This is a genomic window from Neisseria sp. P0001.S007 (assembly GCF_051963655.1).
In the GTDB taxonomy this organism is placed as follows: Bacteria; Pseudomonadota; Gammaproteobacteria; order Burkholderiales; family Neisseriaceae; genus Neisseria; species Neisseria subflava_A.
This window is the reverse complement of the sequence record NZ_JBQCUB010000013.1, coordinates 26204-53049: the sequence shown is the minus strand read 5'-3', so window position 1 is coordinate 53049 and position 26846 is coordinate 26204. Positions and strand designations below refer to the sequence as shown.

Genomic DNA, 26846 nt, shown 5'->3' with positions numbered 1-26846 from the left:
TTAAGGCCGTCTGAAAATTTTTCAGACGGCCTTTTTATATACGCATGAGGCTGATTAGAACTTCGCTTGCAGTCTCAGCCATGCAGTACGGCCGGGTTCGTTCACGCGCATGGTTTGTGTACCGGCAGACGGGTCGCCGCCGCGGCTGACGAATTCAGCATAGTTTTTGTTGAACACGTTGTCCACGCCACCTTGTAATGTGGCGTATTTGCTGAATTTCCAACCAGCGTTGAGCGAGAGTACGCCAAAGCCCGAAGAAGCGCCGATGTCTTGGCCGACGATATTGCCTTGGCCTTTGCTGTAACGGTTTTGTTTGGCCACGACGCGCCATAATGCGCCCGCACTGAATTTGCCGTTGTCAAAGGCGAGGGTGTTGTTCCACTCGAGCGGTGGCGTTTGTGCCAAAGGTTTGCCGTCGGTACGGTTTTTGCCGTGGGTGTAGGCGAGGCTGGTGCCGACTTCCCAGTTAGGCGCAAATGTCCATTTGACTTCGGCTTCGCCGCCAAAGCGTGAAGCGTTGATGTTGCGCACGTTGAAAATCTTGTCTTTGCTCTCCATCATGATGAAGTCTTTGATGTCGCTGCCGAATACGGATACGGATGCGTGGAGATTAGGACGTTTCCAGATTACGCCTGCATCGATTTGGCGGTTTTGCTCTGCGCGGATGGCTTTGTTTTCAGAGTGCAGGCGTTCCCAGTAGTCAGGCGCGCGTTCGGCAATGCCGAATCCGGCATAGTATTTCAGACCGTTGTCCGTATTTCTTTCCCAACGCAGGAAGCCTGAGTTCAAATTGAATTTCTGATGTTTCAAAACGGGGTCGGTAACACGCGCGGTATCGTAATGCGCTTTGACTTGGTCATGGCGAAAACCTGCTACCCAGCGTTGATTGTCGGTTTGTTGCCAAGAGGCTTCGGTGAAAATACCCCATTGTTTGAAACTTTGGTTGGGCATGTAAGGCTTGTGGCTGTAGCCGTCGCCGCCACGCTCATGACGCGCGACGTGGACGTCGTCCAAATAATCCAAACCGGTTTGCAGGTTGAGCTTGTCCCAATCGAAAGTGGCTTTCAGACGGCCTGTATCGGTATTGCGTTTAGGGTTGTTGGCATTTTTAATCTGCTTGCCGGCAGGATTGTAGATGGTACGCAGGCTGTATGTGTCCATCACGTGGTCGATTTCGCTTTTACCGTGGCGCAGTTCCAACTCGCTGAACCATGGTGTGAGGTTGCGTTGGGTAAAACGGATATTCCACGCATCACGGTCGAATTTGCTGCCGTCCATCATGCGGTCGGCGTAGGCAACCTTGGCTCTGCTGCGCTCGTATGTGCCGGCAATGGTGGTGTTTTCTGTCGGAGTAACACCCAGTTGCAACATTTGGCTGTCGCGTTTGAAGTGGGAGTGAATGCGGTTGCCGTCGCCGTCTTTGTAATCGTCGGCTTCGTTATGGGAGATATTGGTACGGACGTAGCCGTATTTGCCGCCGAACTCGGCTTCCAACGAGCCGTCAAGACGGTCGTTGCTGCCTGCCGTCAGGGTAGCGTTAACGTTGTAAGGTTTTTCAGTGAAATCAGGGTCTTTGCGGATAAATTGCACCGAGCCGCTGACCAATCCCATGCCTTGGGTTACGGTTTGCGGGCCTTTGGTAACGACAACTTTATCAAACGAATTGGGGTGGATATAGGCAGTCGGCGGGTCCATGCGCATACCGCAACCGCCATAAATAAACTGGTCATCGGCATTGACGGAGAGGCGCGAGCCGCCCAAACCGCGGAACAGCGGATCGCCCGAGCTGCCGCCTTTGCGGATGATGCTCATGTTGGGCACGGATTGTAAAAGGTCTGCCCCGTCTCCGGCAGGGAGGGGTTGCAAAGCAGCTTTGGGGTTGAAAGTAACGCGATTGGCTTTTTCTTGTTGTGTGCCGGTGACGGTGACAGGGGAAAGGGTAACCGTTTCTTCAGGTGTAGGGTTAGTCTCTGCCCATGCTTGGGATACGGCTAAGACGATAGGCAAGATAAGTAATGGTGGGTATTTCATATCGTTTCTCTCTATTATTAGGAATTATATTAACTAATACCTAGGTATTATACATAAAGTCTAGTGAAATAGAAGCAGTGGGATTTTAATCTAAATCAATATTTTCAGATTTTTGGCGTATAGGTTGTTTATTAAGATTGGTCATACCAAAATATTGATTTGAAGACATTGGTGAGGTTAATCAATAAAAATGAATGTGTTTGAATTATAGTCAATTAAAATCAAAATAGGACAGTAACGCATCGTCAAATCGGGCGTAATCAGACAATACGGTTCGCAGATACCGCTTAATATTCGCCCACACCTTCTCAATCGGGTTGAGCTCAGGTGAATAAGGTGCAAGAGGCAATACCTTATGTCCCAATTTTTCCGCCATTTCCCGTAAGACACCCATACGGTGAAATCGCGCATTATCTAAAATAATCACCGATTTTTGAGTCAATGCGGGCCGTAGGCATTGCTGAAACCACTCTTCAAAAAAGACTCCGGTCATCGTATTTTGATAAACCATCGGAGCAATCAGCCGGTTGCCGACTTGTGCGGACACCAGAGATAAGCGTCGGTATCTTTTTCCACTTATCTGCGCTTTCACTATTTGCCCTTTCAGGCTGCGGGCATAGGGACGGAACAGGTAGCGGTCAAATCCTGTTTCATCCAAATAAACGCGTTGGTAGTCGGAAAATTCGGCCAGCTGTGTCAAATAATGCGTTACTTTGGCCGGATCTTGTTCTTTGTAAGTGGTGGTCTTTTTTTGCGCGTCATCCCCATCTGTTTGAGTGCATAGCAAACGGCGGCTGGCGTACAATCAAAATGTTTGGCGATTTTATGCAGATAGGCATCCTGGTGTTGCCCAACATATTGAGCCGGTTTTTGCCTATCCAATTTGACGGCATTTAGACCGGTAACTTGATGTTTTAGGCTGCCTGTTTGTTTTTTAAGGCGAATCCACAGGTAAAGCGTGTTTCTTGACAAGTTAAACGTTGCTGCGGTTTGGCTGATGTTTTTGCATTGTTCGTAATAGTTTAAAGCTTTGTTTCTTAAGTCCGCAGAGTATGCCATGGTTAAACCTTCAAAGTTGAGTATTGTACCATTTTGTTTTTAATTGACTATAACTTAAGCCATCTTCGATTCACGCATTCCCCTACTGTTTAAACGAAACGGAAATGACGGTAAACCCGATCACGCCCACAACGACAAAAAGGTCGTCTGAAACCCAAATTGGATTTCAGACGACCTTTTATTTCAAGCCGGTTGGCTTATTTGTTGAAGAAAACCAGCGTCCACGGCAAAACATAAGCTTGCAGCAGGGTCAGCAGGCCGACGAAGGTACAGAAAATCAAGCTGTGTTTCACGGTGAAGCGGAACAGGTTGGATTCTTTGCCTTCCAGACCGACTGCCGCGCAGGCGATGGCGATGGATTGCGGCGAAATCATTTTGCCGGTCACGCCGCCGGTGGTGTTGGCAGCGACGGTCAGCTCGGGTACGACGTTGATTTGATGCGCGGTGCTGGCTTGCAGCGAACCGAAGAGCGCGTTGGCGGAGGTGTCCGAACCGGTCAGGAATACGCCCAGCCAGCCGAGGAACGGCGAGAAGAACGGGAACACGGTGCCGGTGGCGGCGAGGACGAGTGCCAATGTGGACGACAGGCCTGAATAGTTTGCCACGAATGCAAAGCCAAGTACCAAGCCGATAGACAGGATGGACAGGCGCAGTTCTTTGAGCGTTTCAAAGAAAGTGCTGACGGCTTCGGAGGGTTTCATTTTCAGCAAAGCGGCGGAAACGATGGAAGCAAACAGGATTGCCGTACCGACTGCGCCGAGGAGGTCAATTTTGAACACGGCGGCGTATGGTGTCGGTTCGCTGACGATGGGCGCGGCTTTTTGTACCAAGTTGTGCAGCATCGGCCAGTCGAATTTGATGGTGGCAACGCCCAAAGCCTCTTTAACACCCTTAATCGTCCACACGCTGACGAAAACGGTCAGGATGGCGAAAGGCGACCAGGCTTTGATGATTTGCCCGGCAGTGTATTCGCCCGCTTTGCGTTCGGACGGTTTTTTCATGCCGTTGAAGGTGAAGATTTCTTTAGGCTGCCATTTTTTCAGGAAGGCAGACAGGCAGACCAGGCTGACCAATGCGGAGGTCACGTCGGGTAACTCGGGGCCGATGAAGTTGGCGGTAATGAACTGGGTAGTGGCGAAAGACACGCCTGCCACCAATACGGCAGGCCAAGTTTGGCGTATGCCGCGCATACCGTCCATCATGGCGACCAACCAGAAAGGAACGATAATCGACAGGATCGGCAGTTGGCGGCCGGCGACCTGACCGATGTGGTAAGGGTCGAGGTTGGACACTTGACCGGCAACCAAGATTGGAATACCCATCGCACCGAAAGCCACGGGTGCGGTATTGGCAATCAAACACAAACCGGCGGCGTAGAGCGGGTTAAAGCCTAAGCCCACCAACAACGAGGCGGTAATCGCCACCGGCGCGCCGAAGCCTGCCGCACCTTCGAGGAATGCGCCGAAGGAGAAGCCAACCAGCAACATTTGCAGGCGTTGGTCTTCGGTAATCGAAATCACGGAAGCGCGGATGATGTCGAACTGCCCTGTTTTCACAGTAATTTTATACAGGAACACAGCAGTAACGATAATCCATGCAATCGGCCACAAACCGTAGGCAAAGCCGTACAGCGCGGAAGAAACCGCCATGCCCGCAGGCATTCCGAAACCTAATACGGCAACGCCAAGTGCAATCAGCAGCGTATAAAGCCCCGCCTGATAACCCTTGAGCTTCAAGACGGTCAGTGCAACAAAGAAAAAGATAATGGGCAGGAGGGCCACGGCTGCCGTCAAATACAGGCTGCCGCCCACTGCGGTATAGTTTTGAATCCAAGTTTCCATTGGGAAAATCTCCGAATATTTTTCTAATATACTTTCCTAAATTGGTAAAACCAATTTTTTGAACGGAGGACACTTTACGAAACTTTAATATGGCAGTCAATTATTTTTTTAAGCAACCTTGCTACATAAGTGCAAAATTGTTATTTAATTTTAAATAAAACAAAACATTATATGAATTGTAAAAATGTAACCCGATATAGTTTTAAACCATATTCGGGTAGAACAAGCCATATTGACGGGATATGGCCGGTTAATTAGAATACCGCGACATTGGGCACACCAATTTGGTCATGCCAATTTTGACGCAGATTGCCATTTCAGACGACCTGCCGCATCACATTATCGGATTTGAGTCTTCTTCATAGGAAAATATGAAGAAAAAGAGGAATTACAATGACAAAACTGGTTCGGCCACAAAAAATCAGCGACCAAATATTGTCGATATTAGAAGAACGGATTGCGACTGGCGTTTACGAAAAAGGCGGCAAAATCCCGCCCGAACGTACCTTGGCGGAAGAATTCGGCGTATCGCGCCCCTCGGTCAGGGTCGCGCTGAACATCCTGATTGCGCGGCAGGTTTTGGAAGCGCGTCAGGGCGATGGCTATTACGTTTCCGTCAAACCGCAACAAGATTTCCTCCAAAGCTGGCAGGAATTGCTCGGCAAACATACCAACTGGGAAACCGACGTTTTCGATTTCAGCTGTCACGTTGAAGGCTGTATGGCGGCACTGGCCGCCGAAAGACGGACTGACGCCGACTTGAAACGGATTGACTTTTGGCGGCAGAAATTTGAAGCGGCCTGCGAAAGCGGAAATTTGGAGCATCAAGCCGAAGCAGACGTTAGCTTCCATCAAACCATTGCCGATGCCGCACACAATATCCTGTTCAGCCACCTTTCCAGCAGCCTGCTCAAAATGCTTTATCAGCAAACACGCAGCGGCATTATCTATATCCATCAAACCGAAGACCCGCGCCCGACACTGATTGCCCAGCACAGTGCTATTTTTGAAGCCATTGTCCAGGCCAAACCAGCCGAGGCGGCGGAAGCGGCAAAACTGCATTTGAATTATGTCGCCCGCCGCATTTTGCAGGACAGGGAATATCAAAGCCACAGCGAGCATGCGGACGTATTGGCGCAAAATGATTTGAAACGGGTAGATTGGTAGCGTTTAAAAATAATCAGGCCGTCTGAATTTTTTCAGACGGCCTGATTTTGCAAATAAGGCTTTTTAGTGCCACAATCTTCCCCATTCTGTCTAAAAACAAAGGAAGCACCATGTACCGTCATGTCGAGTATTATCCGGGCGACCCGATTTTGAGTTTGGTTGAAACCTTCAAACGCGACGAGCGTTCTGAAAAAGTCAATTTGAGCATAGGCATTTATTTTGATGGCGAAGGCAAAATGCCGGTTTTGGAATCTGTCCTCCGGGCAGAAGCAGAGCATGCGGCCGTACCGCGCCCATCGCCTTATCTGCCGATGGAAGGTTTGGACACTTACCGAAGCGCGGTTCAGCGTTTGCTGTTTGGGCAGGATAATCCGGCGTTGGCAGAAGGGCGCGTTGCGACCATACAGACCTTGGGCGGCTCGGGGGCGTTGAAAGTCGGTGCCGACTTTTTGCACCGTTGGTTCCCTGAAGCGAAAGCCTATGTCAGCGACCCGACTTGGGACAACCATAAGGGTATTTTTGAAGGTGCCGGTTTTGAAGTGGGGACGTATCCTTATTACAACCCTGAAACCGTCGGCGTAAAATTTGAAGAAATGACTGCGTTTTTCAAGACCTTGCCGGAAAACAGCGTCTTGATTTTACATCCATGCTGTCAAAACCCGACCGGCGTCGATATGTCGCAAGCGCAATGGGATGAGGTGTTGGACATCATCAAAACGCACAAGCTGATTCCGTTTATGGATATTGCCTATCAAGGTTTCGGCGAGGATTTGGACAGCGATGCCTATGCAATCCGTAAAGCCGTCGAAATGGGTCTGCCTTTGTTTGTCAGCAACTCTTTCTCGAAAAACCTGTCGCTGTACGGCGAGCGCGTCGGCGGTTTGAGCGTAGTGTGTCCCAATAAGGAAGAAGCAGAGCTGGTGTTCGGACAGTTGAAATTTACCGTCCGCCGTATTTATTCCAGCCCTGCCGCGCATGGCGCATACATCGCTTCTGATGTGATGAACAGCGAGGAGCTGCGCGCTTTGTGGGAAAACGAGGTTTACGCCATGCGCGACCGCATCCGTGCCATGCGTCAGAAGCTTTATGATGTTTTGACGGCCAAAATTCCCAATCGCGATTTCCGCTATTTCATCAAACAGCGCGGTATGTTCAGCTATACAGGCCTAACCGTAGAGCAGGTACACCGCCTGCGTGACGAGTTTGCCGTTTACCTGCTGGATTCAGGCAGGATGTGTGTGGCAGGATTGAATGCATCGAATATCGATTATGTAGCCGAGGCATTTGCCAAAGTGTTGCAATAGCCATGCAATCTGAAATTGAATGTAGTTTTATTTGAAGTAAATCAAAAGGCCGTCTGAAAAATTTTCATCTTTCAGACGGCCTCTTTATAATTGGCGCACCCAACAGGGATCGAACCTGTGACCTCCAGCTTCGGAAACTGACACTCTTCCAACTGAGCTATGGGTGCGAAAGCCGTAAGGTTAACGCATATTGGCTTTATTGGCAAAGTTTATCTTGAAAGTGTCTGAAAGTGGCATTGGCGGTCACTTTTTTGCATGGCTGGAATAATCAATTAACTACAAAGGCTTATAGATTTCAGATGGCCTTTTTGAGGATTTTTGCGTATCTTTTTCTCAAGATGGATTGGAAAGCCTTTGCGAATTCAGTATAATCCAGCAAAATATTGTTAACTGCGTTTAACACATAAACTATAACTTACAGCACAACCTAACCTAACGGCGAGGCCTACCAAATGAAACAACTCCGCGACCACAAAGCCCAAGGCTCTGCATTGTTCACCCTTGTGAGCGGTATCGTTATTGTCATTGCAGTGATTTACTTCCTGATCAAACTGGCGGGAAGCGGTTCATTCGGCGATGTTGCCGAAACAACCGAAGCTGCGACTCAAACCCGTATCCAGCCAGTCGGCCAACTGAAATTGGGCGATGGTATTCCAGTCGGCGAGCGTCAAGGCGACCAGATTTTCAATAAAATCTGTATCCAATGTCACGCGGCGGACAGCATCGTTCCTAACGCGCCTAAATTTGAAAACAAAGGCGATTGGGCTCCTCGTATCGCCCAAGGCTTTGATACCTTGTTCCAACACGCTTTGAACGGTTTCAACGCAATGCCTGCCAAAGGCGGTGCGGCTGATTTGACCGATCAAGAATTGAAACGCGTGATTACTTATATGGCCAACAAAGCCGGCGGTACTTTCCCCGATCCTGATGCTGTGGCTCCTGCCGATGCCGCTGCTTCCGGCGAAGCTGCTTCAGCTCCAGCGGCTGAGGGTGTGGCTCCTGCAGATGCTCCTAAAGCAGACGCTGCCAAAGCTGAAGACAAAGGCGCAGCTGCCGGTGGTGCAGACGGCAAAAAAGTTTACGAAGCCAGCTGCCAAGCATGTCACGGCGGTGCGGTTCCCGGTGTTCCTCATGTAGGTAAAAAAGAAGACTGGGCTCCTCGTATCAAACAAGGTAAAGACACCCTGCACAAACATGCAATCGAAGGCTTTAACGCAATGCCTGCCAAAGGCGGTAACGGCAGTCTGAGCGACGATGAAGTGAAAGCTGCAGTTGATTACATGGCTAATCAATCTGGTGCTAAATTCTAAGATTTGACTTTGACTCTCGAATAGAAAGCGCATTCTGCATAGGATGCGCTTTTTTCGTGCAGGAAGGCCTGATCTTGCTATAATACGAGAGTACTAGATTGTAGTTTGTCTGAAAGATTCAGACGGCCTTCAAACACAATATTCTTTTAAAGAAGTTTAACTATATTCACATACGACAAAACAATCACGGAGTTATCTCATGGCAAAAAAATATTTCGGTACTGACGGTGTACGCGGCGAAGTCGGTCAATTCCCTATCAATCCTGATTTTGTCTTGAAATTGGGTTATGCGGCAGGTCAGGTTTTGGTACAGCATGAAGGTGAAATTAAACCAACCGTCTTGATCGGTAAAGACACGCGTATTTCAGGCTATATGCTGGAAGCTGCGCTGATTGCTGGCTTTACTGCCGCCGGTGTCAACGTTATTCAAACCGGCCCTCTGCCAACCCCGGGCGTAGCGTATCTGACCCGTGCTTTGCGTTTGTCTGCCGGTGTGATGATTTCTGCTTCCCATAACGTTTATTCCGACAACGGCATTAAATTCTTTGCCGAAGGCGGTGTGAAGTTGAGCGATGAAATCGAGTTGGAAATCGAAGCCAAAATCGATGAAGAAATGAAAACCCAGCCGTCCAGCCGTCTTGGCCGCGCGCGCCGGATTAATGGTGCGGATGACCGCTATATCGAGTTCTGTAAATCCACTTTCCCAAGTCATTTGGACTTGCGCGGTCTGAAATTGGTGGTCGATACCGCCAATGGTGCAGGCTATGCAGTTGCGCCTAAAGTATTCCACGAATTGGGTGCGCAAGTGGTCAGTATCGGTGATGAACCAAACGGCTACAACATCAATGAGAAATGTGGGGCAACCCATCCGAAAGCTCTGCAAGCGGCTGTATTGCAAAATGAAGCCGATTACGGTATTGCCTTGGATGGCGATGGCGACCGTTTGATGATGGTTGACCGCAATGGCAAAGTGTATGACGGCGACAGCTTGATTTATGTGATTGCCAAAGCACGCGCGCACGAAGGCGTGGAAATCGGCGGCGTGGTAGGTACGGTAATGACCAATATGGCGATGGAAGTTGCTTTGAAAGAGCAGGGCGTTGATTTCTGCCGCGCCAAAGTGGGCGACCGCTATGTGTTGGAACAGCTTCATCAACGCGGTTGGCTGATTGGCGGCGAAGCCAGTGGCCATATTTTGTGCATGGACAAACACAATACCGGCGACGGCATCATTTCCGCGCTGCAAGTTTTGGCCGCATTGCAAACCTTGAATCAAGACCTTGCCACCGTTTGCGCCGATTGGCAGCCGTATCCGCAAACCATGATTAACGTCCACATCAAAAAAGGCCAAAACTGGCAGGACGCTTCCAAAGAAGCTTTGGCTGAAGTGGAAAAAGAACTCGAAGGCAAAGGCCGCGTGGTCTTGCGCGCATCCGGTACCGAGCCTGTCGTGCGCGTGATGGTGGAGGCCAAGCAGGCAGACTGGGCGAAAAAAGGCGCAGAAAAAATTGCCGCTGCCATTCAAGGTCAAAAGTAACAGTGTGTTTGATATTGAATTGAACTAAATAAAAGGCCGTCTGTTGTTCAGACGGCCTTTGTGTTTTATTGGAAGCTTAGTTGCTCAAGACATCAACGCCTTTAGGAGGCGTAAATTTGAACATACCGCTGGAAAGGTTAGGCTTGGTGTTCAAACCGCTGAAGCTGATGCTGGTTTGGTTGCCGAAGCTGTCTTTCAGCTGCATGGCGGCGAGGTTGTCGTCTTTGAAGCCGATACGGATGTATTGATAGCCGGCATTGTTTTTCTTAGGCGTAGCCAAAACGTAGTCGATACCGTTGGCAGAACCATCCTCTTTCAGCGTGTAGCTGCTGTCCAATGCCGTTTTGTTGGAGAGGATGGCGGCAGGGCTGTCACCGATGGTTTGGTCTTGTGAGGACTTGGTTACTTGCGCCAAATCTACGTCATAGAGCCAAATGGTTTTGCCGTCGCCAACAATGGTTTGTTTGTAGGGTTTGGTGTATTCCCATTTGAACAAGCCAGGGCGCAGGATTTTGAATGTACCGTGTGTGGTTTGGGTTTTCTTTTTGCTGTGAACGGTTTGGCTGAAGTTGCCGCTGATACCGTCAGCGTCATTATTGAATTTTTTCAGGGCATCCACTGCGCCGGCTTGTGCAAAGCCGATGGCTGAAGAAAGCAGCGCGGCAGCGGTCAGGGTGAACAGTCGGGTAGTTTTCATGTTTTGGTTCCTTGTTCGGAGAGATGGGTTCAGTATAGACGTTATGGTGTAACAGGCAAGGGGCTGAATGGAGGGTTTAATTTGTGTAAATATGAAAAATCCAATCAAGTGACTGAAATAATTTCATTTCTTCAGACGGCCTGCATTTGGTTTTGACGTTTTTTTAATGAAACACATAAGGGCTTGGTGTGGTATTTAATGTCATTTTACGGAAAGCGTGAAATTATAGTCTTTCTGTTTGCTTTTTAAAACGGTTATAATATTTATCTTTTGAAAACAATGGTTTTGTATGTATCTGAATCCTTATCCTTTATTGGAACAGGCTTTGCTGTCGGACAATCCGGATGAAAAAGGAAAATTGACGCAGGCCTTGTTTGCGCAGTTGGGCAAGGCGGAAGGTTTGACGGTTGAAGAGTCGAAACCTGTGGATTGCCGTTTTGCCGGACATCCGCTCCGTCCGCGTTTGGTTGCCCCTTCGGAAGTCACGCCGCGCAAGATGAATACGGTCGAAGGCTATGCGGCGATGTTGCACGCGATTGCGCACATCGAATTTAATGCGATTAATCTGGCTTTGGATGCGGCGTATCGTTTTCGCAATATGCCGTTTCAGTTTGTACGCGATTGGGTAAGGGTGGCGAAAGAAGAAGTGTTTCACTTCGGCTTGATGCGCGGCCGTCTGAACAGCTTGGGCTACGATTACGGCGATTTTGAAGCGCACGGGCATTTGTGGGATATGGCGTATAAAACTGCTTACGATCCCTTGTTGCGTATGGCTTTGGTACCGCGGGTATTAGAAGCGCGCGGTTTGGATGTCACGCCGGGTATTCGTGCAAAAGTGGCGCAGCGTGGCGATGTGGAAACCTGCGATGTGTTGGATATTATTTATCGCGATGAAGTGGGGCATGTCGCCATCGGCAATCATTGGTATCAGCATCTTTGCCGTGAGCGCGGTTTGGAACCGGTTGCCTTGTTCCGCAGCCTGATTGCGCGTTACGATATGTTTATCTTCCGCGGCTACGTCAATATCGAAGCACGGGAACGCGCAGGATTCAGCCGTTTCGAGCTGGATATGTTGGAAGATTTTGAGAAAAGTTTGAAACAGGATAAAAAGGCCGTCTGAAACGGTAAAATCATCATGGCACATCATCACGATCATTCGCACGCGCATACGCATACCGCCAATAAGCAGGTATTGCGTATTTCCTTTTTCGTCATTGCAGGATTTATGCTGGTTGAGGCGGTCGGCGGCTGGCTGACCAACTCTTTGGCCCTGCTTTCCGATACGGGGCATATGTTCAGCGATGCGTTTTCGCTGGGTGTGGCATTGTGGGCATTCAAACTGGGCGAGAAACAGACCACGCTGCAAAAGACATTCGGTTACAAGCGTTTTGAAATTTTGACGGCGATGTTTAACGGATTGTCGCTGGTGTTGATTGCGGCGATGATTTTTTATGAAGCAGTCAAACGATTGTTCTATCCGCCGGAAATTTTGACGGGCGGCATGTTGGTAGTCAGTATCATCGGATTGCTGGTCAACATCGTTGTTGCCGTTTATATGTTGAAAAATAGCGATACTGAAGAAAACGTCAATCTGCGCGGCGCGTATCTGCATGTAATCAGCGATTTGTTCGGCTCGATAGGGGCGATTGTCGCAGCAGTGCTGATAATGGCGTATGGCTGGCAATGGGCGGATACGGTTGCCAGCGTATTGGTGGCGGCTTTGGTAGGGCGCAGCGGCTGGATGCTGTTTAAACAGACTTTGCACATTTTGATGGAAGGCGCGCCGGAAAACATCCATACCGATGAGTTGCTCAGCGTTATCCGCAATACGGAGGGCGTAAAATCTGTTCACGACTTGCATGTTTGGACGATTACCAGCAATATCCACGTTTTATCCTGCCATATTGTTGTAGATGGCAGCATGACGGTTGCAGAGTCCGAAAAAATTGCCTACCGCATCGAACATGAATTGGCGCATCATAACATCGGACATTGTACGATTCAGATTGAAAGCGAACAGCATCCGCATAAAGATGAAGTTTTGTGTTCGCAGGAAATGCACGAACACCATCACCATTAACCATATTCAGGCCGTCTGAAACTTGTTGGATTGTTCAGACGGCCTTCTAAAATCATCAAAGGAACACTTATGACCCAAGCCGTATTATTTGACCTTGACGGCACGCTTGCCGATACCGCACTTGATTTGGGTGGTGCGCTCAACACGGTATTGCGCCGACACGGTTTGCCAGAAAAAAGCATGGATGAAATCCGTCCGCAGGCCAGTCATGGTGCGAGCGGTTTGCTCAAACTTGGTGCAGGCATTACGCCCGATCATCCGGACTATATGCAATGGCGCGAAGAGTTTTTGAATGAATACAGCCGCTGTTATGCCGACCAAACCATCTTGTTCGACGGCGTAAACGAAATGCTGGAAGCCTTAGTTCAACGCGGTATCCAATGGGGCATTATTACCAACAAGCCTATGCGTTTTACCGATATCCTCGTGCCTAAGCTCGGGTTTACCGTGCCTCCTGCCGTCATTGTCAGCGGCGATACTTGCGATGAACCCAAACCCAGCGTGAAGCCTATGTTTTATGCGTGCGAACAGATTGGCGTTGAGGCGCAGCGATGTTTTTATGTCGGCGATGCCGAGCGTGATATGCAGGCAGGCAAAAATGCAGGCATGACGACCGTGCTTGCCGATTGGGGCTATATTTCTGCCGAAGACCAAACCGAAAATTGGCTTGCCGATTTCCGTATTGCCACGCCTTTGGATTTGTTGGCAATCTTGCGTTAAAACCCTGTAATAATCCGTTTTCAGACGGCCTGAAACGGCGTAAAATCGTACAAAGTTTGTATTTTTTCAACCGTTTTACTACTTGTAAAGAGAAAAATCATGTTCTTCAAGCATATCGAAGCTGCTCCTGCTGATCCGATTTTAGGTTTGGGCGAGGCGTTTAAAGCCGAAACCCGTCCGGAGAAAGTCAATCTCGGTATCGGCGTGTACAAAGACGCATCCGGCGCGACGCCTATTGTCAAAGCCGTTAAAGAGGCTGAAAAACGCCTGTTGGAAAGCGAAACAACCAAAAACTACCTGACCATCGACGGCGTTGCCGACTACAACGAGCAAACCCAAATTCTGCTGTTTGGCAAAGACCACGAAATCATCGCCAGCCGTCGCGCCAAAACAGCGCAAAGCCTTGGCGGTACAGGCGCATTGCGTATTGCGGCCGAGTTTGCCAAACGTCAGTTGAACGCGCAAACCATCTGGATTTCCAATCCGACTTGGCCTAACCACAATGCCATCGCCAAAGCGGTCGGTATCCAAGACAAACCGTATCGTTACTATGATGCCGCCAAACACGGTTTGGATTGGGACGGCATGATTGAAGACTTGAGCCAAGCGCAAAAAGGCGACATCGTCCTGCTGCACGGCTGCTGCCACAACCCTACCGGCATCGACCCTACGCCCGAACAATGGGAAACTTTGGCAAAACTTTCTGCCGAAAAAGGCTGGTTGCCACTGTTTGACTTTGCCTACCAAGGCTTCGGTAATGGTTTAGAAGAAGATGCCTATGGCTTGCGCGTGTTCTTGAAACACAATACAGAATTGCTGATTGCCAGCTCTTATTCCAAAAACTTCGGTATGTACAACGAGCGTGTCGGCGCGTTCACTTTGGTGGCTGAAGATGAAGAAACTGCAGCCCGCGCCCACAGCCAAGTCAAAACCATCATCCGTACCTTGTATTCCAACCCGGCTTCACACGGTGCGAACACCATTGCGCTGGTGTTGAAAAATGATGATTTGAAAGCACAATGGATTGCCGAACTCGATGAAATGCGCGGCCGTATCAAAGCCATGCGCCAAAAATTTGTCGAGTTGCTCAAAGCCAAAGGTGCAACCCAAGACTTTGATTTCATTATCGAACAAAACGGCATGTTCTCTTTCAGCGGCTTGACTCCCGAACAAGTTGACCGTTTGAAAAACGAGTTTGCCATTTATGCCGTCCGTTCCGGCCGCATTAATGTTGCCGGCATTACTGATGACAACATCGATTATTTGTGCGAGAGCATTGTGAAAGTTTTGTAATTGTCGAATTAAAGGCAAAAGGCCGTCTGAATTGTTCAGACGGCCTTTATTTTTGACTGTCGAAACTTATCCGGCAACTATGTTCATCCCCCAATAAATCATGGCATAGCGCAGCAGTTTGCCTGTAATCAGAATGATGGCGCAATGCAAGGCATTAAGCTTGAGCCAGCCTGCGGCAAGGGGGAGGGCATCGCCGATAATCGGCAACCATGCAAATAATAGCGGCCAAATTCCCCATCTTTGTATACGCGCCAATACTTTTTCAGACGGCCTTTTCTTGGCCGGAAACATTCTGCCCATGTAATACGAAACCATACTGCCCAAGCCATTTGCCAAACCGGCACACAAACATGCACTGAGGGCATGTTGAGGGTATTGGTACACAAATGCGGCGTATGCTGCCTCGGATGTACCCGGAAGTAGTGTGGCTGAAGTGAAGGCAGAAGCAATCAGGGCAAGGTAAGCGTAAAGAGGGGGCATGTTTTGAGTTACATCAAGTGATATTGTAAAAAAGAAATAACAGGCTTAATAAGAGGATTATGCCTTTATTTTTTAATCTAATAAAAGATAAATCCAATATTATTGAAATTTTTAAAATTAAACGACTGAAGGATAATGTAGTCGGCTGTTAGAAAATAGTTTTCAAAGTGACGGATTATCAGTATGATACGGGCGGCTGTTAATGGGTGTTAAGTTTAATGAACTGATTTAAGCTCATTTTTCCAGCAAATCTTAACAAAACGAAAGGCAAATCATGTCTGCGCATTCACAACAAAATCATACTCCTGCGCTGGTTGTCCTAACCACACTCTTTTTCATGATGGGTTTCATTACCTGCATGAACGATATTTTGATTCCGCATCTGCAGAAAATTTTCACGCTAACCAATTTTCAGGCGATGCTGGTTCAGTTCTGCTTCTTTACCGCCTATGCCATCATGTCGATTCCGATGGGTTTTCTCGTTGGTAAAATCGGCTATAAAAATGGCGTCATCAGCGGCTTCTTGCTGACCGCCGTCGGATGCTTGTTGTTTTATCCTGCCGCAGACAGCCAATCTTATCCTACTTTCTTGGGCGCGCTCTTCATTCTTGCTTCGGGCGTAACCCTGTTGCAGGTTTCGGGTAATCCGTATGTGACCCTGCTGGCGAAACCGGGCAAAGAATCTGCAACGCTGACTTTGGTGCAGGCATTCAATTCATTGGGTACGACTATTGCTCCGAAAATCGGTGCACTTCTCATTTTTACAGATGCGGCTCAGAAAGCTAGCAAAGCCGAGCAAATTGCTTCCGTCCAAATCCCTTATTTAGGTTTGGCGGGATTGTTGATCCTCCTTGCCGTCTTCGTGAAAATGATTCGCCTGCCTGATGCACGCAAAATTGCTGTTGAGGAAAGCGAATATAATCACGACGGCAAACACAGCGTGTGGCAATACAAACACCTTGTTTTCGGTATGGCCGGCATTTTCTGCTACGTTGGCGCGGAAGTATCCATCGGCGCTTTCATGGTCAATATTTTGGGCTTCCTGAAAGGATTGAGTCATTCTGAAGGTGCAGATATGCTGACGTACTACTGGGGTGGTGCAATGTTCGGACGCTTCCTCGGTTCGGCAGTTATGACTCGAGTCGCGCCAAACCGCTACCTTGCCTTTAATGCCTCAGTTGCTACTGCTTTGCTCGTCATTGCCATCATGGTTGGTAAAGGTAATGCCGACGTCGCCATGTGGGCGCTGATTGCCATCGGTTTTTTCAACTCCATTATGTTCCCGACCATCTTCTCGCTGGCAACCAAAAATCTTGGTAAATTCACCAATTCTGCTTCAGGTATTCTTTGTACAGCCATCGTTGGTGGCGCGCTGATTCCTTTATTGCAAGGTAAGATTGCTGATGATTTCGGTATGATGATTTCTTATGTTGCACCTGCCGTGTGCTACCTCTACATCGTCTTCTTTGCCCTCAAAGGTTATAAAGCCGACGAGTAAGCATGGTTTGAACAGAAGGTTGTCTGAAAACTTGGAAATCAGGTTTTCAGACGGCCTTTTTACTTTGTGGCATAATGATTTAAATGACAGGAGGAAAAAATGGCCAAAATCATTTTGCTGCATGGCTTGCACATGCATTCATGGGTAATGAAACCTCTGGCGTATTTGCTGGAACAAGAAGGTTTTGAAGTTGTGCTGTTCGATTATTGCAGTGTGTTGCACTCAATGAATCGGCATGTTGAGGACTTGGCGCGATGGATTGATGAGAACCATGCTGATGAAACGCTGCACTTTGTCGGCCATAGTTTGGGCGGGCTGGTCTTACGCAATTTTGCAGCGGCATATCCGGATAAAGTCAGCGGCCGTATCGTTACCATGGGTACGCCGCATCAAGGCAGCCGTGCCGCGCAACGTGTGCTCAATTTGGGTTTGCAAAAGCCGGTATTGGGCGGCTCTTACAAAGGGGCATTGGACGGCAGTATGCCTGAGTTGCCAGAGGGTGTTGAGCTGGGCAGTATCGCCGGTAACAAACCGTATGGTCTGGGCCGTGTTTTAGGTTTGCATGGCGAACATGATGGTACGGTTTTGGTCAGCGAAACGCATTGTCCGAATATGCGCGATCATGTCGTTTTACCTGTCAGCCATAGCGGTATGCTGTTCAACCGTAAAACGGTCGAACAAGTAGTGGCATTTTTACATGATGGACGTTTTAAAAAGCAATAAAATTCCATTTATTTTAATTAAAAAATATTTTATTTTAAATAATTCGTTTATTTTAAAGAAAATGGCAAGGATTTGTGAGCGTTGTTTTCGTAAAATAATCAACAGGCCGTCTGAAACCGGTTTTTCAGACGGCCTGTTATGCTAAAATCTGTTAAATACTTATTAAAAAGGCAAAGAACAATGTTTGCTTTCAAATCCTTACTTAATATGCCGCGCTTTGAGGCCATCGCTGTGGCCTTGGCTTTGGTGGCGGCAATGGGTTATACGATTATTTCGCTTGAATGGCTGCCGCATATGTCGATTGTGACGGCGATCGTGGTCTTGCTTTTGTACGGTTTGATGCGTGGCTTGAAATATCAAGACATGCAAAACGGTATGATCGGCGCGGTCGGGCAGGGCATGGGCGCGATTTATCTGTTTTTCTTTATCGGCCTGATGGTCAGCGCGCTAATGATGAGTGGTGCGATTCCGACGCTGATGTATTACGGTTTCGGATTGATTTCGCCGACTTATTTTTATTTCTCGGCGTTTGCGCTTTGCTCGATCATCGGTATTTCCATCGGCAGTAGTTTGACGACTTGTGCGACTGTCGGCGTGGCATTTATGGGTATGGCTGCTGCGTTTCATGCCGATATGGCGATGACGGCAGGTGCGATTGTGTCGGGTGCGTTCTTTGGCGATAAAATGTCGCCACTTTCCGATACGACCGGTATTTCCGCTTCGATTGTCGGCATTGATTTGTTCGAACACATCAAAAATATGATGTACACCACTGTGCCTGCGTGGTTGATCAGTGCGGCATTGATGTTGTGGCTCTTGCCCAATGTTGCCGCGCATGACATGAATAGCGTCGAGGCTTTCCGCGCGCAATTGGAAGCAACCGGTTTGGTGCATGCCTACTCGCTGATTCCGTTTGCTTTATTGGTTGTCCTCGCCCTGATGCGCGTCAATGCCATTGTGGCCATGTTGTTTACCGTTGTGGTGGCGCTGATTGTGACTTACTTCCATAGTACGCCTGATTTGAAACAGCTGGGCGCGTGGTTTTACGGCGGATACAAACTCGAAGGCGAAGCATTTAAAGACATTGCCCGTTTGATTTCTCGCGGTGGCTTAGAAAGCATGTTCTTTACGCAAACCATCGTGATACTCGGCATGAGCTTGGGCGGCCTGTTGTTCAGCATTGGTGTGATTCCGTCTTTGCTGGAGGCCATTCGTGCGTTCCTGACCAATGCCGGACGCGCTACTTTCAGCGTGGCCATGACATCGGTCGGCGTCAACTTCCTGATTGGCGAACAATATTTAAGTATCCTGCTTTCCGGCGAAACCTTTAAGCCGGTATATGACAAACTCGGCCTGCATTCGCGCAACCTTGCCCGTACGCTGGAAGATGCGGGTACGGTCATCAACCCGTTGGTGCCTTGGAGCGTCTGCGGCGTATTCATCAGCCATGCCTTGGGTGTGCCTGTTTGGGAATATCTGCCTTACGCCTTCTTCTGCTACTTGAGCTTGGCTCTGACGCTGGTGTTTGGCTGGACAGGACTGACTTTGAGTAAGAAGTAAACAGCATTTAAAATAGCAATGCTTTTATAAAACAAGGCCGTCTGAAAACAACTTCAGACGGCCTTGTTTACTTAAAGTAGCCGTATCAACATGATTTCACTATAATTGCTGCGCCAATAAAAAAATAATCCAAACAATGAACAAACAAATCCGCCAAGAAATTTTCGAGCGTTTCCGCGCTGCCAATCCTCATCCGACTACCGAGTTGAATTTCAGCTCGCCATTTGAGCTGCTTATCGCCGTTTTATTGTCTGCACAAGCAACTGATGTCGGCGTGAACAAAGCGACTGCCAAACTCTTTCCCGTTGCCAATACGCCGCAAGCTATGTTGGATTTGGGGCTGGACGGCGTGATGGAATACACCAAAACCATAGGCCTCTACAAAACCAAGTCCAAACACATCATGCAGACTTGCCGTATTTTGCTGGAAAAATACAATGGCGAAGTGCCTGCTGACCGAGAGGCTTTGGAATCTTTGCCCGGTGTTGGCCGTAAAACAGCCAATGTGGTGTTGAATACTGCATTCGGGCAACCTGTTATGGCGGTCGATACCCATATTTTCCGTGTGGCCAACCGCACCAAAATCGCGCCGGGCAAGGATGTGCGTGAAGTTGAAGACAAGCTGATGCGCTTTATTCCCAAAGAATTTTTTATGGATGCCCATCACTGGTTGATTTTGCATGGCCGCTATACGTGTAAGGCTTTGAAACCGCAATGCAGTAAATGTTTGATTAACGATTTGTGCGAATATCCGGCAAAAATGTAAATAAAAAAACATAAAAAAGGCCGTCTGAATTTCAGACGGCCTTTGATTTGGCTACGATTAGTCGGCAACTGCCATCAGGCTAGCGTTACCACCGGCAGCGGTAGTATTGATACTGCAAGAGATTTCTTCAAATACTTGCAGGATATCCAGACCTTGTTCAGAAGGCAGGATGCGGATGAGCGCACCGTCGCGGCCGGCCAACTCTTGTTTGCGCTCGCTGCTCAAAGGCTCGATAGCGGCAACATGGCTGATGCCTGCGTTTTCGGGTTTGCTGTTGACTTGCAACAAACCGTCCAAATCGGCTGAGTAGGAAGCCAGTGGGCTGTTTGGCTCAACAACGGTTTGGATGCCTGCGGCTGCCAGCTCGGTCAGGGCAGAGAAGGCTTGCAGCAGATTGCCGCCATGTACCCAAACACGTTCTGGAGAGCGCCAGCTCAATGAGTTGCGTTCGCCGGTCGGGCCGACCAATACGGTTTCGGCTTTGCGCAGGGTACGGACGCGTGCGTGACCCAAAGCTGCGGCTGCGGCTTTTTTCTCTTCTGCGTTAAACGGCAGTTTGTGAACCAGGGTTTCCAAACGTTTGAGTGCGTCTTCGTCTGCTTGGCCGATTCGGCTGAGGGTTGGGGCAACCCATTCAGGAGTACGAACCAGGCGTTGCAGATAGAATGAACCGCCTGCTTTTGGACCGGTACCGGACAAGCCATGACCGCCGAAAGGTTGTACGCCGACAACAGCACCAACGATGTTTCGGTTAACGTAGATGTTACCGGCTTCGATACGGTCGCGGATATGGTCGACAGTGCCTTCGATACGGCTGTGTACACCGCTGGTCAAAGCATAGCCTTTGGCGTTGATTTGGTCGATGAGCTGATCCAATTCGCTGGCACGGTAGCGGACAACGTGCAGTACAGGACCGAACACTTCGCGTTGCAATTCGTTCAGGTTGTTCAATTCAAACAGGATTGGACGAACGAAGGTAGAGTTGTTGTCATCAACGTCGGCGGCAGTTTTGATTTCGTGGTAAGCCTTAGCTACGCCTTTCATTCGGTTGATGTGGGCCAACAGGTTTTGTTGGGCTTCAGCATCGATGACAGGGCCGATGTCTGTGGTCAGTTGGGTCGGTTTGCCGACAACCAATTCGTCCATTGCACCTTTGATGATGTTGACCATTTTATCGGCAACATCTTCTTGAACGCACAAGATACGCAGAGCGGAACAACGTTGGCCTGCGCTGTCGAAGGCAGAGTTCAATACGTCGAGGCAGACTTGTTCCGGCAGGGCGGTAGAGTCCACGATCATCGCGTTTTGACCACCGGTCTCGGCAATCAGGACAGGGCTGTCGTCGCGTTTGGACAGGGCTTTGTTGATCAGGCGCGCTACTTCGGTAGAACCGGTAAAGATCACGCCGCCGATGCGGGCGTCGCCGGTCAGGGCAGAGCCGACATCGCCTGCGCCGAGTACGAGTTGCAGCGCAGAAGTCGGAATACCGGCTTGATGCATCAAGGAAACGGCGTAAGTAGCAATCAGGCTGGTTTGTTCGGCAGGTTTGGCGATAACAGTGTTACCGGCTGCCAATGCAGAAACCACTTCGCCGGTAAAGATGGCCAATGGGAAGTTCCATGGGCTGATGGCAACGATTGCGCCAACCGCTTTGGCATCTTTAGGCAGGGTGTTTTCAGCTTCGTTGGCATAGTAGCGGCAGAAGTCAACGGCTTCGCGTACTTCGGCAACGGCGTTGTTCAAGGTTTTACCGGCTTCACGGACAGCCAGCATCATCAATGCAGGCGTGTGTTGTTCCAACAAATCGGCAAAACGGCGCAGGCAGTCGGCGCGTTCTGAAGCAGGTTTGGCGCTCCACTCCGGCAGGGCGGCAACGGCTGCACCAATAGCTTCTTGAGCCAATGCCGCATCAGCAAAGCTGACAGTGCCGACAACATCGTTGTGGTCTGCAGGGTTGCGGACAGGTTGCGCTTCGCCCACGTTACGCGCTTCGCCATTGACGATAGACGCGGCGTGGAAGTCTTCGGAAGAAGCTTGGTTGAGTTTTTCTTGCAGGTTTTGCAATACGTTTTCGTTGCTGAAATCGACGCCTTGGGAGTTCAGACGGCCTTTGCCATACAAATCGCGCGGCAGAGGCAATGCCGGATGCAGGTGGATGCCTTGTTCGGCGATGGTGTCGAACGGGCTCTTAATCAGGCGGTCGATGCTGATGTTCTCGTCAACGATTTGGTTCACGAAAGAAGAGTTCGCACCGTTTTCCAACAGGCGTCGTACCAAGTAGGCAAGCAGGGTTTCGTGTGTGCCGACCGGGGCATACACGCGTACGCGGCGGCCTAAGTTTTGCGGGCCGACCACTTGGTCGTACAGGGTTTCGCCCATGCCGTGCAGACATTGGTGTTCAAAGTCTTTGCCTTTACCCATTTGGTAGATTGCGCCCAAAGTGTAGGCGTTGTGGGTGGCAAATTGTGGGAACACGGCATCTTGCGCATCCAAGAGTTTGCGTGCGCAGGCGAGGTAGGAGATGTCGGTGTGGACTTTACGGGTGTAAGTCGGATAGCCTTCCATGCCGTCTACTTGAGCCCATTTCACTTCGCTGTCCCAGTATGCGCCTTTAACTAAACGGATCATCAGTTTTTGGTTGTTGCGGCGGGCCAGGTCGATCAGATAGTCGATAACGAACGGGCAACGTTTTTGGTAGGCCTGAACAACGAAACCGATACCTTTGTAGCCGGCCAAGTCAGGGTCGGAAACCAAAGCTTCCATCAAGTCCAAAGACAATTCGAGACGGTTGGCTTCTTCGGCGTCGATGTTGATACCGATATCGTATTTTTTACCCAAAAGGAACAATTCTTTCAGGCGCGGCAACAATTCGCTCATAACGCGTTCGTGTTGGGCGCGTGAGTAGCGTGGATGGATGGCGGAAAGTTTGACGGAAATACCGTTGCCTTCGTAAACGCCTTGGCCTGCGGCATCTTTACCGATGGCGTGAATGGCTTGAACGTAGTCGTTGTAGTAGCGGTTGGCATCCTCTTCGGTGTATGCGGCTTCACCCAACATATCGAAAGAGAAGCGGTAACCCATTTTCTCGCGTTCTTTACCGTTTTGCAGCGCTTCTTCAATGGTTTGGCCGGTTACGAACTGTTTGCCCAACAGGCGCATTGCGTAGTTCACACCTTGACGGATCAGAGGCGCCCCACCTTTGCTGATCATGCGGCTCAGTGCAGAACCCATGTTTTTCTCAGAAGTGTTGGTGGTCAGTTTGCCGGTAATCAACAGACCCCATGCAGCCGCGTTAACGAAGAGGGAAGGGCTGTTGTTCAAGTGGCTTTTCCAGTTGCCTTCGGAGATTTTATCGGCAATCAGGCGGTCGCGGGTGGCATTGTCCGGAATACGCAGCAGGGCTTCGGCCAGACACATCAGTGCAACACCTTCTTCACTGGAGAGAGAGAACTCGTGCATCAAGGCATCTACGCCGCTTGCTTTGGTGCGGCTGGAGCGGACTTGAGTAACCAAACGACGGGCAAGCTCGGAGGCAGCATTGCGCTCTTCGTCGGTCATCTGTGCACGTTGCAACATATCCTGAACGGCTTCGATTTCATCGCGGCGGTAGGCATCAGTTACAGCTTGACGCAGAGGAGTTTGTGTTGGAAAAGCGAAGTTAAACATTATTTATGTTCTCCAAAGGTTTTTTTCATGGTTTCAGACGGCCTGACTTTAAGACTGCTAAAACAGACATTCTGAAGGATAGTAATATCGTAATAAAATTATGATGCGGATACAAGATGCATCCGCATAAATTGCTGTTTTTTCTGATAAGGCTCAGATTATTTTGAAACAGTTTATTTCATAAAGACGGCCTGCACCGAATCATGCAGGCCGTCTGAAAACGTCTTATTTAGAAGCGCGGTATTCTGCGTCTGCTTTTTCGAAACGTTCTTGCAATTCGCGTGAAGGTTTTTTGTCGATCAGGGACACCAAAACAATCACGAGGAAACAAGCGATGAAGCCGGGAACGATTTCATAGACAGTAGCGAAACCTGTTTCTTGTGCGGCTAAAGCAGGTTTTTTGATCCACTCAGCCCAAACTACTACAGTCAGTGCACCTGCAATCATGCCGGAGAGTGCGCCGTAGGCAGTAATGCGTTTCCACAGTACAGACAGGATAACAACCGGACCGAATGCGGCACCAAAACCTGCCCATGCGTAAGCCACCAAGCCCAATACTTTGCTGTTAGGATCAGAAGCAATCAGGATGGAAATCACGGCAATCGCCAAAACCATCAGACGGCCAATCCATACCAACTCGGCTTGTTGTGCTTTTTTACGCAGGAAGCCTTTGTAGAAGTCTTCGGTAATCGCGCTGGAGCAAACCAACAATTGGCAAGACAGAGTGGACATTACGGCGGCGAGAATCGCGCTCAAGATGATACCGGCAATCCAAGGGTTGAAGAGCAGGGTAGCCAAAGCGATGAAGATACGTTCGTGGTTGCCGTTCATTTCTTCAACGTGAGCAGGGTTGGCACCGAAGTAGGCGATACCGAAGTAGCCGACAGCCACAGCACCGGCCATACACAGAATCATCCAAGTCATGCCGATACGGCGTGCAGAAACCAGAGATTTAGCGCTTTCGGCAGCCATGAAACGGGCCAAAATGTGTGGTTGGCCGAAATAGCCCAAGCCCCAAGCGGCGGTAGAGATAATGCCGATGAAAGTAGTACCGGCAAACAGGCTGCCGTATTCTTTACCGGTAGAGGCGGCAACTTGTTGGATGGCCGCATTCATTTGATCTGCACCGCCCAAACCCAAATACACCATTATAGGAGTCAGTACCAATGCAAAAATCATCAAAGAAGCTTGCAGGGTATCGGTCCAGCTTACGGCCAAGAAACCGCCCAAGAAAGTGTAGGCGATGGTTGCGCCGGCACCCAGCCACATGGCTTGAGTGTAAGACAGATCGTGGAACAGGCTTTGGAATAGGGTAGCACCGGCTACGATGCCTGAAGCACAGTAAATAGTGAAGAAGAACAAGATAATCAGTGCAGAAACCACTTTCATCAAGTGACCGCCGGCACCAAAGCGGTGGAAGAAGTAATCAGGAAGCGTCAGCGCGTTGTTGGCGTATTCGGTATGTACGCGCAGACGGCCTGCGACCAAAAGCCAGTTGAGGTATGCACCCACAATCAGACCAATGGCAATCCAAGCTTCATTCAAACCGCTCAGGTAAATGGCACCTGGCAAGCCCATCAAAAGCCAGCCTGACATATCGGAAGCACCGGCAGACATCGCGGTCACGAATGGACCCAAGCTGCGGCCGCCGAGGATGTAGTCATCGAAGTTTCGTGTTGAAAAATAGGCGGCCAGGCCGATCAGTAATACGGCGACCAAATAGATCGCGAAAGTGATATACATGGGATTCATGTACTTATTCCTCATCTAACTTATAAATACGGGTTTTGAAATTGCAAGCAATTCATACCCAAACTTTTTTCTAATAAAAATACAGCTTAAAAATCCTGTTTTTTGCGAGAGAGACAGGATAAATTATTTTCAAATACAATAAAATACGAAATTTTAATGCATTAAATTGTAAATAATTTAAACCAGCATACCGCAAAAAGTCGCTTTTGCAAAGCGAAGAACTCAGCCTTTATTCGAAATTGATGCCGCCTTTTGGCTAAGTCATTTAAAAACATAAAAATATATAAATTTTTACTGATGATGACGAAGGAAAGTGTGTGAAACTATCTTTCCTGATGTTTTTTGAGGATTAAAGAGAAAAAGTAATTAAACGACTTGGACTTTCAGACGACCCTGTGCAGAAACCCCGTATCTGTGTCGGGCAGATACGAGGTTTTTAGAAAAAAAAGACTACATTAAATAGAAAAATCGTCTTTTAATAAGTGTTTGTAAGCAAAGAGATAAGAGGCTGCGACAAAGGATGACCCGCCCAGGACGTTGCCTAAGAAGACGGGAATCATATTGTAGAAAAATTGACCCCAGCTGACATTTGCACCCGCCCAAATGCCGGCCGGAATGATAAACATATTGGCAACAAAGTGTTGAAAGCCGATTAATACGAAGATCATAACCGGGAACCACATGGCTAAGATTCGTCCTGAAGTATGGCGTGCGCCGAAGTAAAACCAGATGCCCATACACACCATCCAGTTACATGCGATGGCAGAAACGAATGCGCGGCCGAAGTCCATATTGACTTTAGCTTCGGCAATGGCAATGGTTTTCGCTGCGGCCGGCCCTTCGGCAAGGCCGACATAGTGGCCGAGGAAATAGGCCATGGCAACGGCGCCTGCCAGATTGCCCAAGCTGACAATGAGCCAGTTGCGTACCAGTTTGTAGGTGCTGACACGGCCGGTCAATCTGCCCAAAGCCATAATCATCATATTGCCTGTTGCCAGCTCACCGCCACCGATTAAGATACAAATCAGCGCGATAGGGAATACGGACGCGCCCAAAAGAGCGGCCAGGCCGTTCCATTCGGCAGGAATGCCGCTGATGACGCGCAGGCAGGCAAGATAGCCGAAGCCGACATAGCCGCCGCCTAAAAAACTCAAAATCACCAACATTTTGATGCTGAACTCAGACTTGGCGCAGCTCTTGCCGATGGCTTCCTGCAAAATCTCGTGAGGGTACAAATCTCGTGTATTCATGAGGCTCCCTTAAATTGGAAATATCTTGTTTATCATGAGGATAATAAGTTTGCCTGAGAATGATGCCGGTAGGAAATAACAACTGGTTGTAAGGATAGAAGAGGGGGTTATA

Annotated in this window: 20 protein-coding genes and 1 tRNA gene; 12 read left to right on the top strand and 9 right to left on the bottom strand. The window is 49.1% G+C overall.

Going from position 1 to position 26846, the window contains the following annotated elements:
• Positions 1-54: 54 nt before the first annotated feature.
• The 3 genes from ACTHRE_RS10545 to ACTHRE_RS10535 form a co-directional block, all read right to left on the bottom strand.
• Positions 55-2031, bottom strand: coding sequence for a TonB-dependent copper receptor (locus ACTHRE_RS10545; RefSeq protein WP_440345057.1), 1977 nt, complete (start codon positions 2029-2031; stop codon positions 55-57).
• Positions 2032-2242: 211 nt separating this feature from the next.
• Positions 2243-3090, bottom strand: a protein-coding gene (locus ACTHRE_RS10540) for an IS630 family transposase (protein ID WP_377073245.1) whose coding sequence is annotated in 2 segments (ribosomal slippage) — positions 2243-2775 and positions 2775-3090 — 849 coding nt in all. Because the reading frame shifts where the segments join, the coding sequence is not laid out codon by codon here.
• 197 nt (positions 3091-3287) lie between these two features.
• The gene (locus ACTHRE_RS10535) at positions 3288-4931 is read right to left on the bottom strand and encodes a lactate permease LctP family transporter (RefSeq protein WP_070461656.1); all 1644 of its coding nucleotides are present in this window, start codon (positions 4929-4931) and stop codon (positions 3288-3290) included.
• A 393-nt stretch (positions 4932-5324) separates the two neighbouring features.
• Between ACTHRE_RS10535 and ACTHRE_RS10530 the strand changes: the two genes are divergently transcribed.
• Positions 5325-6098 carry a FadR/GntR family transcriptional regulator gene (locus ACTHRE_RS10530; protein WP_070461657.1) on the top strand — a complete coding sequence of 258 codons (774 nt, stop codon included), beginning with the start codon at positions 5325-5327 and terminating at the stop codon, positions 6096-6098.
• 110 nt (positions 6099-6208) lie between these two features.
• Positions 6209-7402, top strand: a complete 1194-nt coding sequence (locus ACTHRE_RS10525; protein ID WP_377073243.1) for an amino acid aminotransferase — start codon at positions 6209-6211, stop codon at positions 7400-7402.
• 91 nt (positions 7403-7493) lie between these two features.
• Here the strand turns inward: ACTHRE_RS10525 and ACTHRE_RS10520 are convergent.
• A tRNA-Arg gene (locus tag ACTHRE_RS10520) sits at positions 7494-7569 on the bottom strand.
• A 285-nt stretch (positions 7570-7854) separates the two neighbouring features.
• Here ACTHRE_RS10520 and ACTHRE_RS10515 point away from each other — a divergent pair.
• Entirely contained in the window at positions 7855-8712 is an 858-nt protein-coding gene (locus ACTHRE_RS10515) for a c-type cytochrome (protein ID WP_377073241.1), read from the top strand.
• A 199-nt stretch (positions 8713-8911) separates the two neighbouring features.
• On the top strand, positions 8912-10249 hold the full coding sequence (gene glmM / locus ACTHRE_RS10510; RefSeq protein ID WP_070646694.1) for a phosphoglucosamine mutase: 1338 nt from the start codon (positions 8912-8914) through the stop codon (positions 10247-10249).
• Between the two features lie 76 nt (positions 10250-10325).
• Here glmM and lolA read toward each other — a convergent pair whose 3' ends face one another.
• On the bottom strand, positions 10326-10946 hold the full coding sequence (gene lolA / locus ACTHRE_RS10505) for an outer membrane lipoprotein chaperone LolA (protein WP_070646695.1): 621 nt from the start codon (positions 10944-10946) through the stop codon (positions 10326-10328).
• 289 nt (positions 10947-11235) lie between these two features.
• On the opposite strand from lolA, the gene ACTHRE_RS10500 reads away from it, so the two are divergent.
• The 4 genes from ACTHRE_RS10500 to ACTHRE_RS10485 all read left to right on the top strand — a co-directional run bounded on the left by ACTHRE_RS10500 (position 11236) and on the right by ACTHRE_RS10485 (position 15039).
• Positions 11236-12066, top strand: coding sequence for a ferritin-like domain-containing protein (locus ACTHRE_RS10500; RefSeq protein ID WP_070460979.1), 831 nt, complete (start codon positions 11236-11238; stop codon positions 12064-12066).
• Between the two features lie 15 nt (positions 12067-12081).
• Positions 12082-13026 carry a cation diffusion facilitator family transporter gene (locus ACTHRE_RS10495; protein WP_377073238.1) on the top strand — a complete coding sequence of 315 codons (945 nt, stop codon included), beginning with the start codon at positions 12082-12084 and terminating at the stop codon, positions 13024-13026.
• A 69-nt stretch (positions 13027-13095) separates the two neighbouring features.
• The gene (locus ACTHRE_RS10490) at positions 13096-13746 is read left to right on the top strand and encodes an HAD family hydrolase (protein ID WP_107867444.1); all 651 of its coding nucleotides are present in this window, start codon (positions 13096-13098) and stop codon (positions 13744-13746) included.
• Positions 13747-13845: 99 nt separating this feature from the next.
• A complete protein-coding gene (locus ACTHRE_RS10485; RefSeq protein ID WP_070588069.1) occupies positions 13846-15039 on the top strand; it encodes an amino acid aminotransferase in 1194 nt (397 codons plus the stop codon).
• Positions 15040-15105: 66 nt separating this feature from the next.
• Here the strand turns inward: ACTHRE_RS10485 and ACTHRE_RS10480 are convergent, their stop codons facing one another.
• A complete protein-coding gene (locus tag ACTHRE_RS10480) occupies positions 15106-15519 on the bottom strand; it encodes a YqaA family protein (protein ID WP_101756118.1) in 414 nt (137 codons plus the stop codon).
• A 274-nt stretch (positions 15520-15793) separates the two neighbouring features.
• On the opposite strand from ACTHRE_RS10480, the gene ACTHRE_RS10475 reads away from it, so the two are divergent.
• From ACTHRE_RS10475 to nth, 4 genes are all read left to right on the top strand, one after another.
• Positions 15794-17017: a sugar MFS transporter gene (locus ACTHRE_RS10475; RefSeq protein WP_101756119.1), complete on the top strand. Its 1224-nt coding sequence runs from the start codon at positions 15794-15796 to the stop codon at positions 17015-17017.
• Between the two features lie 99 nt (positions 17018-17116).
• On the top strand, positions 17117-17740 hold the full coding sequence (locus tag ACTHRE_RS10470; RefSeq protein ID WP_101756120.1) for an alpha/beta fold hydrolase: 624 nt from the start codon (positions 17117-17119) through the stop codon (positions 17738-17740).
• A gap of 180 nt (positions 17741-17920) precedes the next feature.
• Positions 17921-19300, top strand: coding sequence for a Na+/H+ antiporter NhaC (nhaC, locus tag ACTHRE_RS10465; protein ID WP_070607613.1), 1380 nt, complete (start codon positions 17921-17923; stop codon positions 19298-19300).
• Positions 19301-19436: 136 nt separating this feature from the next.
• The gene (nth, locus tag ACTHRE_RS10460) at positions 19437-20066 is read left to right on the top strand and encodes an endonuclease III (RefSeq protein ID WP_101756121.1); all 630 of its coding nucleotides are present in this window, start codon (positions 19437-19439) and stop codon (positions 20064-20066) included.
• Between the two features lie 57 nt (positions 20067-20123).
• On the opposite strand, the gene putA is transcribed toward nth, so the two are convergent.
• The 3 genes from putA to ACTHRE_RS10445 form a co-directional block, all read right to left on the bottom strand.
• A complete protein-coding gene (putA, locus tag ACTHRE_RS10455; protein ID WP_440345058.1) occupies positions 20124-23732 on the bottom strand; it encodes a bifunctional proline dehydrogenase/L-glutamate gamma-semialdehyde dehydrogenase PutA in 3609 nt (1202 codons plus the stop codon).
• Positions 23733-23957: 225 nt separating this feature from the next.
• The gene (putP, locus tag ACTHRE_RS10450; protein WP_070583822.1) at positions 23958-25484 is read right to left on the bottom strand and encodes a sodium/proline symporter PutP; all 1527 of its coding nucleotides are present in this window, start codon (positions 25482-25484) and stop codon (positions 23958-23960) included.
• 455 nt (positions 25485-25939) lie between these two features.
• The gene (locus ACTHRE_RS10445; RefSeq protein WP_377073229.1) at positions 25940-26734 is read right to left on the bottom strand and encodes a formate/nitrite transporter family protein; all 795 of its coding nucleotides are present in this window, start codon (positions 26732-26734) and stop codon (positions 25940-25942) included.
• Between the last annotated feature and the right edge of the window lie 112 nt (positions 26735-26846).

Bases quoted from the DNA above. Each gene is read 5' to 3' on its own strand.
- ACTHRE_RS10545 (WP_440345057.1), bottom strand. From the start codon at position 2,031: ATGAAATACCCACCATTACTTATCTTGCCTATCGTCTTAGCCGTATCC.
- ACTHRE_RS10535 (WP_070461656.1), bottom strand. From the start codon at position 4,931: ATGGAAACTTGGATTCAAAACTATACCGCAGTGGGCGGCAGCCTGTAT.
- ACTHRE_RS10530 (WP_070461657.1), top strand. From the start codon at position 5,325: ATGACAAAACTGGTTCGGCCACAAAAAATCAGCGACCAAATATTGTCG.
- ACTHRE_RS10525 (WP_377073243.1), top strand. From the start codon at position 6,209: ATGTACCGTCATGTCGAGTATTATCCGGGCGACCCGATTTTGAGTTTG.
- ACTHRE_RS10515 (WP_377073241.1), top strand. From the start codon at position 7,855: ATGAAACAACTCCGCGACCACAAAGCCCAAGGCTCTGCATTGTTCACC.
- glmM (WP_070646694.1), top strand. From the start codon at position 8,912: ATGGCAAAAAAATATTTCGGTACTGACGGTGTACGCGGCGAAGTCGGT.
- lolA (WP_070646695.1), bottom strand. From the start codon at position 10,946: ATGAAAACTACCCGACTGTTCACCCTGACCGCTGCCGCGCTGCTTTCT.
- ACTHRE_RS10500 (WP_070460979.1), top strand. From the start codon at position 11,236: ATGTATCTGAATCCTTATCCTTTATTGGAACAGGCTTTGCTGTCGGAC.
- ACTHRE_RS10495 (WP_377073238.1), top strand. From the start codon at position 12,082: ATGGCACATCATCACGATCATTCGCACGCGCATACGCATACCGCCAAT.
- ACTHRE_RS10490 (WP_107867444.1), top strand. From the start codon at position 13,096: ATGACCCAAGCCGTATTATTTGACCTTGACGGCACGCTTGCCGATACC.
- ACTHRE_RS10485 (WP_070588069.1), top strand. From the start codon at position 13,846: ATGTTCTTCAAGCATATCGAAGCTGCTCCTGCTGATCCGATTTTAGGT.
- ACTHRE_RS10480 (WP_101756118.1), bottom strand. From the start codon at position 15,519: ATGCCCCCTCTTTACGCTTACCTTGCCCTGATTGCTTCTGCCTTCACT.
- ACTHRE_RS10475 (WP_101756119.1), top strand. From the start codon at position 15,794: ATGTCTGCGCATTCACAACAAAATCATACTCCTGCGCTGGTTGTCCTA.
- ACTHRE_RS10470 (WP_101756120.1), top strand. From the start codon at position 17,117: ATGGCCAAAATCATTTTGCTGCATGGCTTGCACATGCATTCATGGGTA.
- nhaC (WP_070607613.1), top strand. From the start codon at position 17,921: ATGTTTGCTTTCAAATCCTTACTTAATATGCCGCGCTTTGAGGCCATC.
- nth (WP_101756121.1), top strand. From the start codon at position 19,437: ATGAACAAACAAATCCGCCAAGAAATTTTCGAGCGTTTCCGCGCTGCC.
- putA (WP_440345058.1), bottom strand. From the start codon at position 23,732: ATGTTTAACTTCGCTTTTCCAACACAAACTCCTCTGCGTCAAGCTGTA.
- putP (WP_070583822.1), bottom strand. From the start codon at position 25,484: ATGAATCCCATGTATATCACTTTCGCGATCTATTTGGTCGCCGTATTA.
- ACTHRE_RS10445 (WP_377073229.1), bottom strand. From the start codon at position 26,734: ATGAATACACGAGATTTGTACCCTCACGAGATTTTGCAGGAAGCCATC.